Below are 14,405 nucleotides of genomic sequence, written 5' to 3'. Positions count from 1 at the left end.
GCGCCACCGGATGGGCTGAACGGCAGGTAGCCGAGCTCGTCGAGGATGACCAAGTCGATTTTTGTGAGCATCTCAGCCATTTTCCCGGCCTTCCCCAGGGCCTTTTCCTGCTCCAATGCGTTGACCAGTTCGACGGTCGAGCAGAAGCGCACCTTGCGTCTGTGATGCTCGATGGCTTGAACTCCGGCTGCCCGATGCCATTCGCGCGGCCAAGGCGCGGCTAAATCCGAAAACTGGCCAATATCTCTCCGGGAACCTGCCCCTTTTGTCTCCGGGATTGGCACTTGCTGGGATCGAAGTCGCCCACATGATCCGGAATGGTCAATTTGACCTGTCAGAGCAGTCTAGCTTTGCGCAGTTCGCAGCACTCGTTGGATAGGTCTGTCCGCTCATAGAGCTACCTTCAACGCGCCGGAAACTCTGCGACACTACCGCCCATCGGTGCCGGTTGAGAGATGATAGCTAATCCGTATGCCTCCCGCCATCCGGTAGCCTACAAACGTCCCCAACGCGCAGCTCTTACTACGTTCTCGATCAAAAAATCCATGAATACGCGTACCTTTGGCGAAAGGACATTTGACTTCGGATAGACCAGCCACAAGACCGTCTTGTCGGCGACTTCGTAATCCGACAGGATCTGAACCAAGTCACCCGAAGCGAGCTCCGTGCCGACGCTCCAAAGCGAATTCATTGAAATCCCCGCGCCAGCGATTGTTGCCAGCTTTTGGGTTAATCCATCGTCTAGGACCAAGCGGCAGGCGGCGGCACTAGGATCGAACACATCTTTTTGGCCATCCGGACCGATCAAAGGTCGTGCCGTCTGGTTCTTGAAGGCGATCAACTGATGCTGCGCGAGGTCACGCGGGTGGGTCGGTGTGCCGTGTTCCTTCAGATAGGAGGGCGAGGCACATAGAATGCGGGTGTCATCTGCCAACTTGCGGCCCTTCAGGCTGGAATCCTCAAGGGCGGAATTTCGGATCGCCAGGTCAAAGCTGCCTTCGATCAAATCAAACACGCTGTCCGACAGCCGCAGATCCAGTGTCAGATCCGGATAACGTTGCAAAAACTCCGGCAGGATGGGCGCGATGTAAAGCTGGGCAAATGTACTGGGTGCTGTGAACCGCAGCGTACCACGGGGGCTTGCGTGCCCCTTGCCAAGAGCGGCCCGCGCGGCGTCTTCCTGGGCCAGGATTTCGCGCGCAAAGGGCAAGAATTCCGCCCCCTCCAAGGATAAGGATACCTTGCGCGTTGTGCGGTGCAACAGGTCAGCACCAATCGCCTTTTCCAGCTTTGCCAGATGTGCGCCAGCAACTGCAGGGGCGAGGCCAAGGTCGCGCCCGGCGGCGCTGATGTTTAGCTTTTCCGCCGCAAGAACGAACAGGCGCAGGCTGGCAGTGTCCATCGTTTATATCCATAATCTAAATTATGAATCGGAAATTCGCGTATTTATGGTGACTTCACAATATGTATCTTCGCTTCTGTGCCGATTGTGGCATCGAAACCATCTTTGGAGAAAAGACATGACTTGCTACTCGGTTCTCGCCGTAACTCCGACAAACGAAGACTGGATTCCCGGCTACCTTGCGCCGGCCCTTGAAATTATCACCAAGCACGGGGGCAAATACATCGCCCGCACCACCGACCACGAACAGGTCGAAGGTGATCCACAACCTGCGGCCTTGCGGATCATTATCGAATGGCCGTCAAAGCAGGACGCGTTGGATTTCGTCAACGACCTGGACTATGCGCCTCACCTAAAGGCACGCACCGAGGGGTCGAACTCGTCGCACTTCATCATCAACGGAAAAGATGACCTCGCCTGACAGGCAAAGCCGCCCTGCCCAAACGGGCGGGGCATCGCTTTCACCGCAAAGACAGGAGCCCCTCATGACACGCACAGCACATGTCAATTATCACGTTCATGCCTCGGGGCGCCAAGCCTTTGAAATCGACGCGGGCGGCATCGTCGGCAATCTGATTTCACCGGAACTGGTGGACACACAAATCGCCCTGCATGATTTGCGTCAGGGTGCTGCACCCAATTTTGCCACCGATGGCGTTGCCTTTGCTCGCAGCCCCTCGACGGTGAGGGATTTTGGCGAAAAGGACGCGTGGCAAGCCGCGTATGATACGGAATTGACTGACCTGCTGAAACGCCGGATCAAAGCTCAGGAGGTCATCATCTTTGACCACACGGTCCGCACGGATGATCCCAATGCCACACGCAAACCCGCGCGCAACGTGCATAGCGACTATAGCGTGAAAGGCGCAGAGCAACGGTTGATCGATCTGCTTGGGGCAGAGGACGCCGCTGAATGGGCCACGGGCCACTATGCTTTCGTAAATGTTTGGCGTCCCATCTCCCACCCGATCAACTCCGCGCCGTTGGGGTTTGTGCGCCCGTCGAGCGTCGCGGCGCAGGATTGGATCACGCTTGATTTGATATACCCGGATCGGCGCGGTTCGATCATGGGGCTTGCGGCGAATGACAAACACGAGTGGGTTTATCAGTCAAAGATGACGCCGGATGAAGTTGTGTTCTTCAATATCTATGATAACGCGGGCCGCCCGCCGGTCGCCCATAGTGCCATCGACCTGGTCGAAGATCCCACTGTGATTTCCATCCGCCAAAGCATCGAAAGTCGCACCTTGGTACGGTACCAACCGGAGGCTCTCCATGCTTGACACGTCCGAAGCCCAACCCTTTACCGCGATCAACCGCGCCTATAACGCCACTTTCAAGCCCGGTCGGTTGACGTTGGGCCTCGTTGCGCCAATTGAGGCCCATGGCAACACCCCTGTCCCGACCATGGACCGGCATATAGAGCGGATCCAACTCGCCGACACCCTTGGCTTTGCCGCTGTCTGGCTGCGGGATGTGCCGTTCAACGTGCCCAGCTTTGGCGATGCGGGGCAGATCTATGACCCGTTTGTCTATCTTGGCGCGCTGTCGATGGCGACACAGAACATTGCCTTGGGCGTGGCCAGCATCGTGCTGCCCCTGCGCCATCCGGCGCACGTGGCCAAGGCGGCGGCCTCGGCCGATGCGCTGTCGGGCGGTCGGCTACTGCTGGGCGTGGCATCGGGCGATCGGCCGGAAGAGTACCCCGCGATGGGCATGACTTTCCCTGATCGCCGCGCGCGTTTTCGCGATAGTATTGCGTATATGCGCAGCCTTGCGGCCCCCTACGCCAGTCTGGAAAACAGCTACGGCACATTGACCGGCGGTATGGATATGCTGCCCAAACCGACTGGGCCCCGCTTGCCGCTGCTGATCACCGGCGGCAGCCAACAAAACCCTGATTGGGTGGCGCAAAACGGCGATGGCTGGATGACCTATCCGCGCGATGCCCCGTCGCAAGGCCGCGTTGTCACCGATTACCGAGCCCGCATCGCCAAGGCTGGGGGAATGGACAAGCCGGTGATGCAATCGCTCTATGTCGATGTGCTGGATGATCCGGATGCCGGGCCGCGCCCGATCCACCTGGGCTTTCAGTCCGGCACCACTTTCCTGCGCAGCTATCTGCGTGAAATCGAGGCGCTCGGTATCAACCACGTCGCACTCAACCTGCGCTTTAACAGTGCGGGTATCGAAACCACATTGAAACGTCTGGCCGACGATTTGTTGCCTGACTTCGCTGAATAGGAACCTACCAATGTCCAAGACAATTCTCATCACCGGGTCAACAGACGGCATCGGGCTGCGCACCGCCAAGACGCTGGCCGATCTGGGCCACACGATCCTGCTGCACGGTCGCAGCCTCTCCAAACTGGATGCCGCTGCGGCGAAGCTGGGCGGCGGGATTGAGACCTATGCTGCCGATCTGTCCCGCATGGCAGAGGTCGAAAAGCTGGCCGCCGAAGTTACCGCCCGCCATGATCGGCTGGACGTACTGATCAACAATGCCGGCGTCTACAAAGTGCCCGACGCCACAACCCCCGAAGGGCTGGACCTGCGATTCATGGTCAACACCTTTGCGCCCTACGTCCTGACCGATGCCCTGCTGCCCATCATTCCCGCAGACGGGCGCATCGTGAACCTGTCCTCTGCCGCTCAGGCCCCGATTGACGCAAAAGCCATGACAGGCCAGACCAAGCTGGATGATTTTGATGCCTACGCGCAAAGCAAGCTGGCGATCACCATCTGGACACGCGAATTCTCTCGCGAGCACCCGAATGGCCCGGTCGCGGTTGCGGTGAATCCAGGTTCGCTTCTGGCGTCAAAGATGGTCAAGGAAGGCTTTGGCGTTACGGGCAACGACATTCAGATTGGCGCTGACGTTCTTACGGCAGCGGCGACCAGCGCAGAGTTCGCCAGTGCGTCGGGCAAGTATTTCGACAATGACGCCGCACGCTTTAGCGAACCGCATCCGGGTGCCCTTGATCTGTCTCATGCCGCACTGGTCATGGAGACGCTTGAACAAATCTCGGCTGACCTTCGCCGCCAGGCATAGGTCGGAGTATGAGAACACCTCAGGCTCTTGGTGAGGAAATCATTCCAACAGCTGCCTTCTCCCTGTATGTTCGCAGGGTGGAGGAGATATGACTGGGATTTCGCTACGACCGGGGGTCGAGGCAGCACTTGGTGCCTCGTGGGAGCGTTGCGAGCGCAAATACAAGCTCGCTCGCGACACCGCTCGCCCCATTTTGCGGATGCAAAGCACCGAGGTCGCGCCCCGACTAGAGGCGATGACAGAGCGCACCGGCGGGCGCAACGGCATCTTCCGTCAACTTTCTGGAATCGCCGCAGAGACCGGCGCCTGTATGGTACTAACAGACATTGACGGTGTTCTGCTTCGGCTGGAAGGACCGGAACACGGCCGTGTCATTTTTGAGCAAAACGGCATTGCCTTTGGATCCTGCTGGGATGAACGCGTCGCGGGAACAAATGGCGTCAGCATGGCCTTGTCCGAGGGCAAGGCCTTTACCGTCTGCGGTCAGGACCATTATTTTTCTTTGTTGCATCCCTTTTCATGCACCGCAGTTCCGCTCTTTGATGCTGAGAACCGGATCATCGGCGCCGTGAATTTCTCGATGCTCGATCGCGGAAACAAGGCGGACTATCTTTTCGCCAGGCAACTGCTTGGCACCGCCGCAGACCGGGTTCAACACCTGCTATTTGAGCGCCAGTTCAAAGACGCCATGATCCTTGGCGTCGCCCCCCAGGCAGACCGCGATCTGATGCAAAACAATGAACTTGTGGCTGTAAACGAGGATGGGATCATCCTAGGATCAACGGCTCGTGCGCACCTGCTGGCGGATGCGGACGACCCCACACAGTTAAAGGGCAAAGCGTTTCAGACGGTCTTTGGCGCAGATGCTGCGATACTGGACAAGGTGCCGGAACGCGTTGTCAGCGTTCGCCGGGACGGTGGATCATCGCTTCAGATCACGACATGCAATCGTCCGGCGGGCGGTGGTGCGAGCCTCGGATGGCGCCCCGCCGGACACGCCGATGCCCCAAAACCGGTACGTCGACGGCTTGGACTGTCATTCCGGCGGCTGTCACATGGCAGCGAACAAATGGCGACAATGTGCGCCCGCGCGCAGGCTTGCTTTCGGCGCGCGCTCCCGTTCGTGATCGAAGGCCCGTCAGGCACAGGAAAATCAAGTCTTGTGGCCGCTTTGGTCGAAGGCGAACGTCTTAATGCATCGCAAGTAATGACTGTTGATTGCGCATCGCTGGATGACACACCAGAGGACCGGGCCTATTTTCAGACGCTGGTCGATCAGGCCCGCATTGCCGGGGCGCTAAGTGCAGATCTCCTTGGACCCGTAACCTTGGTATTCGAAAACATAGACGAAATGCCAAAGTATGCGCAAGCCGGTCTACGTTCTGTTCTGGATGAGTTCGATCCGGCCCCGGCCAGCGACGGCGTGCCACGGATCCTTGCGACAAACCGTCGATCTTTGATAGAGGCAGTTGAGCAGGGCGCTTTTCGTGATGATCTGTACTTCTTGCTCGCTCGGACGGTGGTTTCATTGCCGCCTCTCACAGCGCGGGAACGTCTGGATCGCCTTGCCATAGACATCGCCGCGTCACTGGCCGGCTTGGACATTGAAATTGCCCCAGAGGCAATGGAAACGCTGTGCGCCCATCACTGGCCCGGAAATGTCAGGGAATTGCGCAATGTTTTGCAGCAGGCTCTGATCGCAGGTGACGGGCGCCGGATTTCAAGAGTTGATCTGAGCGGAGTCATTCATTTCACGCCACCACTTCAGATTAAAGCACCCTGCGCCCGGATTTCCCACAAAGGATATGACGAGCAAACAATGATCTCCGATGCGCTTGCCGGTGCGCGCTGGAATGTCAGCCAGGCTGCACGCGCTTTGGGCATAGGCCGTGCCACCATCCACCGAAAGATGAAGCAGCACGGCATCACACGACCCGATTAGGCTCTGGCCTAAGCGGGCTCAGGCCACCGCAAACACTCCCGACGTTGCCGACAAGCGAGACAGAGTGGCGGACACGGCACAAAGTGCGATTCCAAGCGCCACGGCGCGCCGCCAAGACACCGACGTCATCGGCATATATCGGTCGACGAGCAATATCACCGGCAGGACCAGCGCGTAAATGGCGAATTGGCACAGCTCAAGACCCGCAGCAAAAGCCGACAGCAAAGAGGGATCAAAATCGCCTGCAAACAGCGCCGTCGCGGCAGATGCGGCAAAACCGTAGCCATGAATCAACCCGACAGAAAACAGGCCAACCCATCCAAGCGCGCTGTTTGCCCTTAGAAAAATTGCAACGCCAGCAAGCACAATAGACAGGGCGATCCCGATCTCGACCAAGGGAATGAACCAGTCGGCAGAAGGCGCGAACCCATAAAGACCAGCTGCAAGCGTGATGATATGGCCCACTGTAAAGGCAGACGCCCAACCCAACGCCTGACGCCAGCCGTCCGCGGCCAGTGCGATCAGCACGATGAGCGCCAGATGGTCCAACCCGCGATAGATATGCTCCGCCCCGCTAAGCACCGCGTCACGAACAGCACCGAACCGTGTTGTGGCTGCTGGAAAGGACACGTCCAGCGGCCCAATGACCGCCTTGGTATGGGTGCCCTCTGCGCGATGCAATTTGACGACGGTCCCGAACTTTTCGATGACCTGAAAGCTATCGCCCAGTCGTGTTTCCAACCGCAGTGGCCCGTTCAGATCACTATCGGGAAATGACAGCATCACATCGACGGTCGCATCGAAATAGGGGATCGGAGCCGCCCCCGATTGTCCTTCGAACACGGCAATAGCCGTCTTGACCGTGCCAAAACGTGGCCGCTCGGCGTCATGCCAAAGCTGGTAATTCGTCACAGTCGGTACATTGCGATGCTCACCCGTCCAAAGCGTAAGGGACTGGCCGAGAACTGTGCGCAAATCCGCGCCGTCCCCTGACAGGGCGGCGGCATCCAGAACTGCCTCGCCGTTTGGCTGGGACGCAAAAGGTGGAAGCCGGGTTTCGTCGCTGCCGCGCCAGTCACTGGGCAGCAACGCCAATGGCGCAGGCAAGCGCATCAGAACGACGACCCCGCCATCGGTGCCTTCAATCACATGGATGATCCTCGGATCGGAATAGCTGAAATGAGCCAGGGCGCTCTGCGGTGTGATTGATGCAATGACGGGCAGGACCAGCCAGAAACGGATGGCCCGGAGTTGGGTCATGATTACACTCATGGAGGTCTCCTTTCGCAAACGGCCCCGACCAGCTTGAGGTCGGGGCACGAGGGTTCACCGACTTAGCCGCGCGGATCCCAGAACCGGCGTTCGGTAGTTTGCTCGTAGGACATACCGTCAGGATAGCTGACGATTTCCATCTGCATCCCCCATGGCGTCAGGAAATAAACCCATTCCTGCCCCTCTGATCCGGTGCCGGTCAAAGGATGCGGGTCTTCCAGAACGCGCACATCATTCTCACGCAGATACTGCGTGGCCTCGCGAATATCATCGACATAGAGCGCGATATGATAACCGCCGATATCGCTGTTTTTCGGCGGTGTCGGGTTCTGATCCGGAGAGGTGTACTTGAACACCTCCAGCGCCGGGCCATTGCCGCATTTCACCATCGTGATGATGTCGATCACTGCCCTTGGGTTGACGTTGAGGTTGTCGGTCATCCAGTCATCCTCAAAAGGCCCAAAGGGCCCGAAAGAATAGAACGACTCGCAGCCGATGACGTCGACCAGCCATTCGACGGCCTCGTCGACGTCGGGCACGGTGATGCCGATATGCTGAGTGCCGCGCATGCCCGGAAGTTCGGCACTCGCGGTTATTGGGGTTGCAATCGCCGCAGCAATGGCGAGGGGTTTCAGAAATTTGGTCATGGTCTCTCCTCCTTGGATTATGGCCGAGCGGGCTCGCCGCACAGTGGGCTGCACGCTCGGGTCTGTTGCCTCCCGATGCGGCCGGGTCCGAAGACCCGACCACACCGGGGAGGAACTCTTTGCCTCAGATGTTCTGGGCGTTCATTTCCTGGGCGATGTATTCGGCCTGACGGATGGCCAGCGCGACGATGGTCAGCGTCGGGTTGCAGGCCCCGGACGAGGTGAACTGACTGCCGTCAGAGACGAACAGATTGCCGATGTCGTGGCTCTGGCCATAGGCATTGACCACGCCTTTGTCGGCATCCGCGTGCATCCGGTTGGTGCCCATATTGTGGCTGGCCGGATAGGGTGGCAGTTCGTAGATGTCGGTCGCGCCGACGGATTCGTAGATCTGCGAGGTGGACTCGACCATATGCGCCGTCATGGCATGATCATTATTGTGCGGCGTCTTGGCGATGATGGGCACCGGCAGCCCATATTGATCCACTTCGCTGCCATGCAACGTAACGCCGTTCTGCTCCTGCGCCAGATCCTCACCCAATGCCCAAACGCCCGACATGTGGTCGTATTGCTCCATCGCGCGTGAGAAGCTGCGCCCCCATCCGGTATTTCCGGGCTCAAGGAATGCGCCCATGAAAGGCAGACCCAGCGACAGGAATTCAAGATAATAGCCACCGTTGAACCCGCGCGCAGGCTCGTGTTTGACATCATCGCCGACGATGCCAGCGACGGATGTGCCGCGGAACATATGCACTTTTTCGGGCATCACCGCGTAAATCCCGGTCGAGGTATGGCACATGTAGTTCTTGCCCACCTGCCCCGACGAGTTCGACAAACCATCGGGGAACATTTCGGACGCCGAATTCAGCAGCAGCCGCGGGCTTTCGATCGAATTGCCCGCCACACAGACAACGCGTGCCTTTTGCAGGTGCTGGTTGCCTTCGCTGTCGGCATAGAGGACGCCGGTGACTTTGCCGGTATCATCATGTTCGATCTTAAGCGCCATGGCGTCGGTACGGATTTCGCACAGGCCGGAATCCTCGGCACGCGGCAACTCGGTGACCATCGTCGACCATTTGGCACCAATCGCACAACCCTGCATACAGAACCCGATCTGCTGACACGCTGGCCGGTCGTCATTCTCGACCGAGTTGATCGCCATCGGGCCAGAGTTGTAATCGGTGCGGCCCGTTCTGCGGCACCCTTCTGCCAGCACACGAAAGCCATTGTTCCACGGCAAATGCGGCATGCCGGTGGTCTTGCCGGTGACGCCCATCTTCATCTCGGCTTTTTCGTACCAAGGCGTCATCTCCTCAAGGCTGACAGGCCAGTCTTCAACATTGGCACCTTCGACCGCGCCGTAGTTGCTTCGGGTCTTGAACTCGAACTCCTTGAAACGCAGCGCAACACCGGCCCAATGCACGGTGGACCCGCCATAGCCTTTGACGATCCACGCGGGGAGGTTCGGGTGATTGACCGATCCGTGCCAGCCGCCCGCCGAATAGCGTTTGTCAAGCCATGAGATCTTCTGGAACATCGTCCATTCGTCATTTTCCATGTCCGAGGAATCGAGTTGCTTGCCTGCCTCCAGAACGACAGATTTGATGCCCTTCTTCGCAAGCTCATTGGCGACCGTGCCGCCTCCTGCACCAGAGCCGATGATCACGACCACAGAGTCGTCGGTATTTTCAAAAGTTTTCATCTTCCGGCTTCCTCACCCTTTGACTTCGGCCATGCGCACTTCAAGGCTGGGGCCCTGAGGAACGAAAGTGATGTCGGAAAATCCGCGGTCGATGTAACCGCCGTGTTCGACGGACGAGCCTTGGTATCCGAACAGCGGCCAGACATCGACGTTGTTGTAGATGGCGAAATAGGCGGTCCAGCGGACGCCCTGAAAGAACCCGTCATGCTGGAATTTGCGCAATACACCTTCGCGGGCGTCTGGGTCCTCGATCGCGATGTAGTCAGAGCCGAAAAGGGCCTGAGATTGCGCGTCGATGCTGGCCAGCCCCTCGCGCAGGTTCTTGGCTGCGGCGGTGTCGCCGTCAGCATTGGCAATGACTGCGTCAGCAATCGCCTGATAGTGGTTGACGTCCAGCAAATCAGGATGCGGATAGATGTCCTGCACCATCCGCAGCAACGTGGCGCTTTGCCCATCGTCCAGCGGGCTGGCGAATGCACACCCCGCGCTGGCGATCATCGTGCTGCTGGTTACGCCCGCCATCGCGGTGGTCATCAGGAACATGCGGCGGCTGACGCCCGCGTGGTCCTGTTTCGGCTTTTTCAGCCGGTGAAATCGAATGGTCATGGTTTCCTCCCTTTGGGTCTTCATTATGGTTACGCAGCCACGGCCTCCTCAGTCCGTAGGCTGTCCAGCGCGCGCAGCCGGTCCTCTGCGGCGCGCATCAGCGCACCGTGAATGGCGGCAGGGCGCATTTTTTCAGGCAAGAGTTCGTTCAATGAGACATGCACGTCGCGCCGGGGTGGGATCACGCCGCCCGCGTGTGCTTCGACATCGCCCAAGACCGGCCAGACGCTGATCGGCGGATGGTCGATAACGATGGCGGCGTGCATCAGGGCAAGCGACCTGCCACCTCCTGCTGGTCGCCAGCGTTGGGCGGTGCCGACCAGCTTGCGCCCGCCCACGGTGACGTTCCAATCCCCGTCACAAAAGGCAGCGTTCACTGCGCCGGTCTGTGTGGGTACTTCAAAGCGGGCCAGGGCCTCGGCAATGGCGCCGCAGATCAGGCGATAGCCGTGCTCGATATGTGCGCTGCACGGCATCCGCGCGACCATCGCGATGTTCAGGGTGCCCGGCCCCTGCGGCACGGCTCCGCCACCACTGGTCCGCAACAGGATCGGCCAACCGGCGCACGCGGCATCCTCGCGCAGCGCATCAAACCCCGGTTTGCGCGCCCGGCTGCGTGGAACGACCAGCGATGGAGCCTGTGCCTGCCAGAGCAAAACGGCGGGGTCACCCGCGGCAAACAATGCCTCTTCGCGGGCATTGCCATCATCCGCCGTATCGAAGGTAACGCAGATCACGGCGCAAGACCTTCAATCTCATCGCAGATGGTGGTCAGCAGATCGCCCGCTGGCGCTCCGTCCAGCGCGCGATGATCAAAGGTCAGCGAAAGCCCCACATGTGGCCGCATTTCGATCCCACCATCCGCGTCGCCCACGGCACGGTCGGTCATGCGGCCAATACCAAGAATACAAATTTGCGGCGCGTTGATAATCGGAGTGAAGTGTTCGACCCGCGTCAGTCCCAGGTTCGAGACGGTAAAAGTCCCGCCTGTCATCTCGGTCACACTTAACTTGTTGACCTTGGCGCGTGCAGCCAGCTCCTGCCGTGCTTCGCGCAGTTCCGACACAGACATCTCGCTGGCGCCAAAAATCGCGGGAGCCACCAGCAGATTGCCGGGCAGCGCGATCGCCACCGACAGATCAACCTTGTCCGTGGTGGTGACGTCGCGCCCTTCGACCCGGCCATTCGCTTCGGGGTGTTTCTTCAACGCTCGAACCACCGCCAGCATCAGCAAGTCCTCAACTGAGGCTTTGGTACCGGTCTCTGCCAGCCGCGCCTTTTCGACCATCAGGGCAGAGGCATCGGCGCTGGCATGGTGGGTCAATTGCGCGGCGGTGGCCAGGCTTTTGACCATCGCATCGGCGATCATGCCACGCATGCCTTTGAGCGGGACAACCTTTGCTACAGAGGTCATTCGATCGTTCCAATGACCGCGCCCTTGGCGACAACGGCATCAGCCTCTTCGGTAATTTTCATAGTCCCTGATGCTGGTGCGTTGATCTCGTATTGCACCTTGGCGGTCATAATCTCGGCGATCAGCGCGCCCTCCTCGACGCGGCCCCCATCATCCACCAACCAAGAGGTGATGACGCATTCCTCGTCCTCTTCCCAAAGGTCCGATGGGATAACGATATCTGTAGCCATGTTTACATTCCTTCTTTGTTCGGGGGCGCCAAAGGCGACCCCGTTTATGTGCTTCGCGGTATGAGTGGTGGTGGTCAGGCGGCTTTCATCTGTTCCCAAGCAGCCACGATCTTGTCGGGATTGGGCAGGCAATACTGTTCCATCACCCGCGCGAACGGGATCGGCACATCGGGGAACGCGACCCGCTTAGGCGCGGCTTTCAGGACCGAAATATCATGCTCTGTCACGCTCGCGATGATCTCGCCAGAGACGCCATAGCTCATGTAATCCTCATCCACGACGATCAGCCGCCCGGTCTTGGCAACGCTGGCGCGGATCGTTTCGCGGTCCAGCGGCACAAGGCTGACAAGGTCCACAACTTCGGCGCTTACGCCTAGTCCTTCAAGGGTTTTGGCCGCTTTGAGCGCGTTATGTACTCCCATGCCAAGGCTGACGATGGTGACGTCCTTGCCCTCGCGCACAACCTTGGCCTTGCCAATCTCGACCGTGTAGCTTTCCTCGGGCACGTGGACGGTTGCACCCGCTTCGGTGCCAAGCCAGCCCATCCCCTGCAGCCCCTTGTGGTACATATAGACGACGGGACTGTCATCGCGCATGGCTGCGGTCATCAAGCCTTTGGCGTCATACGCGTTTGACGGGGCCACCACCTTCATACCTGGCAGGTGGGCAAAGGTTCCGTAGACGCATTGAGAGTGTTGGCCTGCATCCGAATACCCGCCGCCGGTGGAGGTCATCAGCACCATTGGCACCTTGAATGACCCGCCCGAGAAGTAGGTGTTCTTGGCCATCAGGTTGTAGATCGCGTCGAAACAGACGCCGAAGAAATCCACAAACATCAGCTCGACAACGGGCCGCATACCGTCCTGCGCCGCGCCGACCGCTGCGCTGATAAAGGCGGTTTCGGAAATTGGCGTATCGCGAATGCGTTCGCCACCAAATTCCTCGATCAACCCGCGGGTATTGCCGTAAACGCCTCCCAATGGGCCAATGTCCTCGCCCATAACAAAAACGCTGGGATCAATACGCATCTCCTGTGCGACCGCTTCGGCCATCGACCGCGCAATAGTCAGTTTTCTTTCATTTGACTTGGTCATTTTGTTCTCCTCCCAGAATGCTCAAGCCGCGAAAATGCGAGTGAGCGCATCTTTGGGGGCAGGGTCCGCGCTTTCGCGGGCAAATGTAATGGCTGCATCGACGCGCTGGCTTGCCTGCGCTTCGATATCGTTAAGTTCTGCCTCGCTGGCGGTACCGTCGGCTTTCAGCCTTTCGCGCATTTTCGGGATCGGATCCTTTTCGAACAGCGCGTCCTTTTCACCTTCGGGGCGGTAGCCTTCGGCGTCGCCCATGAAGTGTCCGGCCAGGCGATACGTTTCGCATTCCAGAAGCGACGGCCCTTCTCCGGCGCGCGCCCGCGCGATTGCCTCGCCTGCGGCGTCGTAAATGGCGTAGGGATCGTTGCCCTCAACACGCTTGCCCGGAATGCCATAGGCCGCCGCGCGGTCGGCGTTGCTGGCCACTGCACTGGCGGTCTCTTTCGCGACCGAGATGCCCCAGCCGTTATCTTCAATGACGCAGACAAATGGCAGGTTCCACACGGCGGCGAGGTTCATCGCCTCGTGCCAACCACCTTGGTTGACCGCGCCTTCGCCGACAAAGGCCACGGCAACGCCGGGCTTGCCCTGCATCTTACGCGACAGGGCGGCGCCAACAGCGGGCCCCATGCCTTGGGCAATGATGCCAGAGCAGGCAAAGTTCACATCGGGGTCAAAGATGTGCATATGCCCACCCCGCCCGCCGGACAGGCCGGACGCCTTGCCAAAGATTTCAGCAGCCATCTTGTCCAGATCAACGCCCTTTGCGATGGCCTGATGGTGCGGGCGGTGAGTGGCCGTGACCACATCCTCGGGAGTCAGGTGCGCACAGACCCCCACCGCCACCGGCTCTTGCCCATCGGACAGGTGCATCTCGCCCGGAATTGGCCCGTTGGCCATATTGAAAACCGGGGTCTTTCCTTCGAAATAGATCTTGGCAATGGCCTCTTCGAACCGACGGCTCGTGACCATGTTGCGATACATCCAATGCTGTTCGTCGCGTGTAGGTGACATGAACTCCTCCTCCCGTAGCTTGTGGCGCGCTGC

General features: G+C 59.2%; 15 protein-coding genes and 1 pseudogene. 5 read left to right on the top strand and 11 right to left on the bottom strand.

Annotated elements, in window-relative coordinates; translation table 11 throughout:
* Both ABJO75_RS02660 and ABJO75_RS02655 read right to left on the bottom strand, forming a co-directional pair.
* A pseudogene (locus tag ABJO75_RS02660) lies at nt 1–191 on the bottom strand (ATP-binding protein); the annotation flags it as partial.
* 302 nt (nt 192–493) lie between these two features.
* Nucleotides 494–1,402 carry a LysR substrate-binding domain-containing protein gene (locus ABJO75_RS02655; protein ID WP_348133035.1) on the bottom strand — a complete coding sequence of 303 codons (909 nt, stop codon included), beginning with the start codon at nt 1,400–1,402 and terminating at the stop codon, nt 494–496.
* 118 nt (nt 1,403–1,520) lie between these two features.
* Here ABJO75_RS02655 and ABJO75_RS02650 point away from each other — a divergent pair, with 118 nt between their 5' ends.
* The 5 genes from ABJO75_RS02650 to ABJO75_RS02630 all read left to right on the top strand — a co-directional run bounded on the left by ABJO75_RS02650 (nt 1,521) and on the right by ABJO75_RS02630 (nt 6,396).
* Nucleotides 1,521–1,823, top strand: a complete 303-nt coding sequence (locus ABJO75_RS02650) for a DUF1330 domain-containing protein (RefSeq protein ID WP_348133032.1) — start codon at nt 1,521–1,523, stop codon at nt 1,821–1,823.
* A 64-nt stretch (nt 1,824–1,887) separates the two neighbouring features.
* Entirely contained in the window at nt 1,888–2,685 is a 798-nt protein-coding gene (locus ABJO75_RS02645; protein ID WP_348133029.1) for a CmcJ/NvfI family oxidoreductase, read from the top strand.
* Entirely contained in the window at nt 2,678–3,646 is a 969-nt protein-coding gene (locus ABJO75_RS02640; RefSeq protein WP_348133026.1) for an LLM class oxidoreductase, read from the top strand. Before ABJO75_RS02645 ends, ABJO75_RS02640 begins: the two co-directional genes overlap by 8 nt.
* A gap of 10 nt (nt 3,647–3,656) precedes the next feature.
* Complete coding sequence (locus tag ABJO75_RS02635) at nt 3,657–4,454, top strand: SDR family NAD(P)-dependent oxidoreductase (RefSeq protein WP_348133023.1); 798 nt, start codon at nt 3,657–3,659, stop codon at nt 4,452–4,454.
* Nucleotides 4,455–4,542: 88 nt separating this feature from the next.
* Nucleotides 4,543–6,396, top strand: coding sequence for a helix-turn-helix domain-containing protein (locus tag ABJO75_RS02630; RefSeq protein ID WP_348133021.1), 1,854 nt, complete (start codon nt 4,543–4,545; stop codon nt 6,394–6,396).
* An 18-nt stretch (nt 6,397–6,414) separates the two neighbouring features.
* Here the strand turns inward: ABJO75_RS02630 and ABJO75_RS02625 are convergent, their stop codons facing one another.
* The 9 genes from ABJO75_RS02625 to ABJO75_RS02585 form a co-directional block, all read right to left on the bottom strand.
* Complete coding sequence (locus tag ABJO75_RS02625; RefSeq protein WP_348133018.1) at nt 6,415–7,668, bottom strand: HupE/UreJ family protein; 1,254 nt, start codon at nt 7,666–7,668, stop codon at nt 6,415–6,417.
* Nucleotides 7,669–7,730: 62 nt separating this feature from the next.
* Entirely contained in the window at nt 7,731–8,315 is a 585-nt protein-coding gene (locus tag ABJO75_RS02620; RefSeq protein ID WP_348133016.1) for a VOC family protein, read from the bottom strand.
* Between the two features lie 124 nt (nt 8,316–8,439).
* A complete protein-coding gene (locus ABJO75_RS02615; RefSeq protein ID WP_348133014.1) occupies nt 8,440–10,017 on the bottom strand; it encodes a GMC family oxidoreductase in 1,578 nt (525 codons plus the stop codon).
* Between the two features lie 12 nt (nt 10,018–10,029).
* A complete protein-coding gene (locus ABJO75_RS02610; RefSeq protein ID WP_348133011.1) occupies nt 10,030–10,623 on the bottom strand; it encodes a hypothetical protein in 594 nt (197 codons plus the stop codon).
* Nucleotides 10,624–10,652: 29 nt separating this feature from the next.
* Nucleotides 10,653–11,360: a hypothetical protein gene (locus tag ABJO75_RS02605; protein ID WP_348133009.1), complete on the bottom strand. Its 708-nt coding sequence runs from the start codon at nt 11,358–11,360 to the stop codon at nt 10,653–10,655.
* Nucleotides 11,357–12,037 (bottom strand): 2-oxo acid dehydrogenase subunit E2, encoded by a 681-nt coding sequence (locus ABJO75_RS02600; protein WP_348133006.1) that lies wholly within the window; start codon nt 12,035–12,037, stop codon nt 11,357–11,359. Before ABJO75_RS02600 ends, ABJO75_RS02605 begins: the two co-directional genes overlap by 4 nt.
* Complete coding sequence (locus ABJO75_RS02595; RefSeq protein WP_348133004.1) at nt 12,034–12,267, bottom strand: biotin/lipoyl-containing protein; 234 nt, start codon at nt 12,265–12,267, stop codon at nt 12,034–12,036. The genes ABJO75_RS02600 and ABJO75_RS02595 overlap by 4 nt, the downstream gene beginning before the upstream one ends.
* 74 nt (nt 12,268–12,341) lie before the next feature.
* Nucleotides 12,342–13,361 carry an alpha-ketoacid dehydrogenase subunit beta gene (locus ABJO75_RS02590; RefSeq protein WP_348133001.1) on the bottom strand — a complete coding sequence of 340 codons (1,020 nt, stop codon included), beginning with the start codon at nt 13,359–13,361 and terminating at the stop codon, nt 12,342–12,344.
* Nucleotides 13,362–13,382: 21 nt separating this feature from the next.
* Nucleotides 13,383–14,372 (bottom strand): thiamine pyrophosphate-dependent dehydrogenase E1 component subunit alpha, encoded by a 990-nt coding sequence (locus ABJO75_RS02585; RefSeq protein WP_348132998.1) that lies wholly within the window; start codon nt 14,370–14,372, stop codon nt 13,383–13,385.
* Nucleotides 14,373–14,405 lie beyond the last annotated feature (33 nt).

It is taken from the genome of Sedimentitalea sp., from assembly GCF_039973035.1.
Classification (GTDB): Bacteria; Pseudomonadota; Alphaproteobacteria; order Rhodobacterales; family Rhodobacteraceae; genus Sedimentitalea.
This window is presented reverse-complemented; position numbering and strand designations above follow the sequence as displayed.

Coding starts and splice junctions, on each gene's coding strand:
- ABJO75_RS02620 (WP_348133016.1), bottom strand. CDS start 8,315: ATGACCAAATTTCTGAAACCCCTCGCCATTGCTGCGGCGATTGCAACC.
- ABJO75_RS02585 (WP_348132998.1), bottom strand. CDS start 14,372: ATGTCACCTACACGCGACGAACAGCATTGGATGTATCGCAACATGGTC.
- ABJO75_RS02615 (WP_348133014.1), bottom strand. CDS start 10,017: ATGAAAACTTTTGAAAATACCGACGACTCTGTGGTCGTGATCATCGGC.
- ABJO75_RS02630 (WP_348133021.1), top strand. CDS start 4,543: ATGACTGGGATTTCGCTACGACCGGGGGTCGAGGCAGCACTTGGTGCC.
- ABJO75_RS02650 (WP_348133032.1), top strand. CDS start 1,521: ATGACTTGCTACTCGGTTCTCGCCGTAACTCCGACAAACGAAGACTGG.
- ABJO75_RS02600 (WP_348133006.1), bottom strand. CDS start 12,037: ATGACCTCTGTAGCAAAGGTTGTCCCGCTCAAAGGCATGCGTGGCATG.
- ABJO75_RS02595 (WP_348133004.1), bottom strand. CDS start 12,267: ATGGCTACAGATATCGTTATCCCATCGGACCTTTGGGAAGAGGACGAG.
- ABJO75_RS02655 (WP_348133035.1), bottom strand. CDS start 1,402: ATGGACACTGCCAGCCTGCGCCTGTTCGTTCTTGCGGCGGAAAAGCTA.
- ABJO75_RS02590 (WP_348133001.1), bottom strand. CDS start 13,361: ATGACCAAGTCAAATGAAAGAAAACTGACTATTGCGCGGTCGATGGCC.
- ABJO75_RS02640 (WP_348133026.1), top strand. CDS start 2,678: ATGCTTGACACGTCCGAAGCCCAACCCTTTACCGCGATCAACCGCGCC.
- ABJO75_RS02625 (WP_348133018.1), bottom strand. CDS start 7,668: ATGAGTGTAATCATGACCCAACTCCGGGCCATCCGTTTCTGGCTGGTC.
- ABJO75_RS02610 (WP_348133011.1), bottom strand. CDS start 10,623: ATGACCATTCGATTTCACCGGCTGAAAAAGCCGAAACAGGACCACGCG.
- ABJO75_RS02645 (WP_348133029.1), top strand. CDS start 1,888: ATGACACGCACAGCACATGTCAATTATCACGTTCATGCCTCGGGGCGC.
- ABJO75_RS02635 (WP_348133023.1), top strand. CDS start 3,657: ATGTCCAAGACAATTCTCATCACCGGGTCAACAGACGGCATCGGGCTG.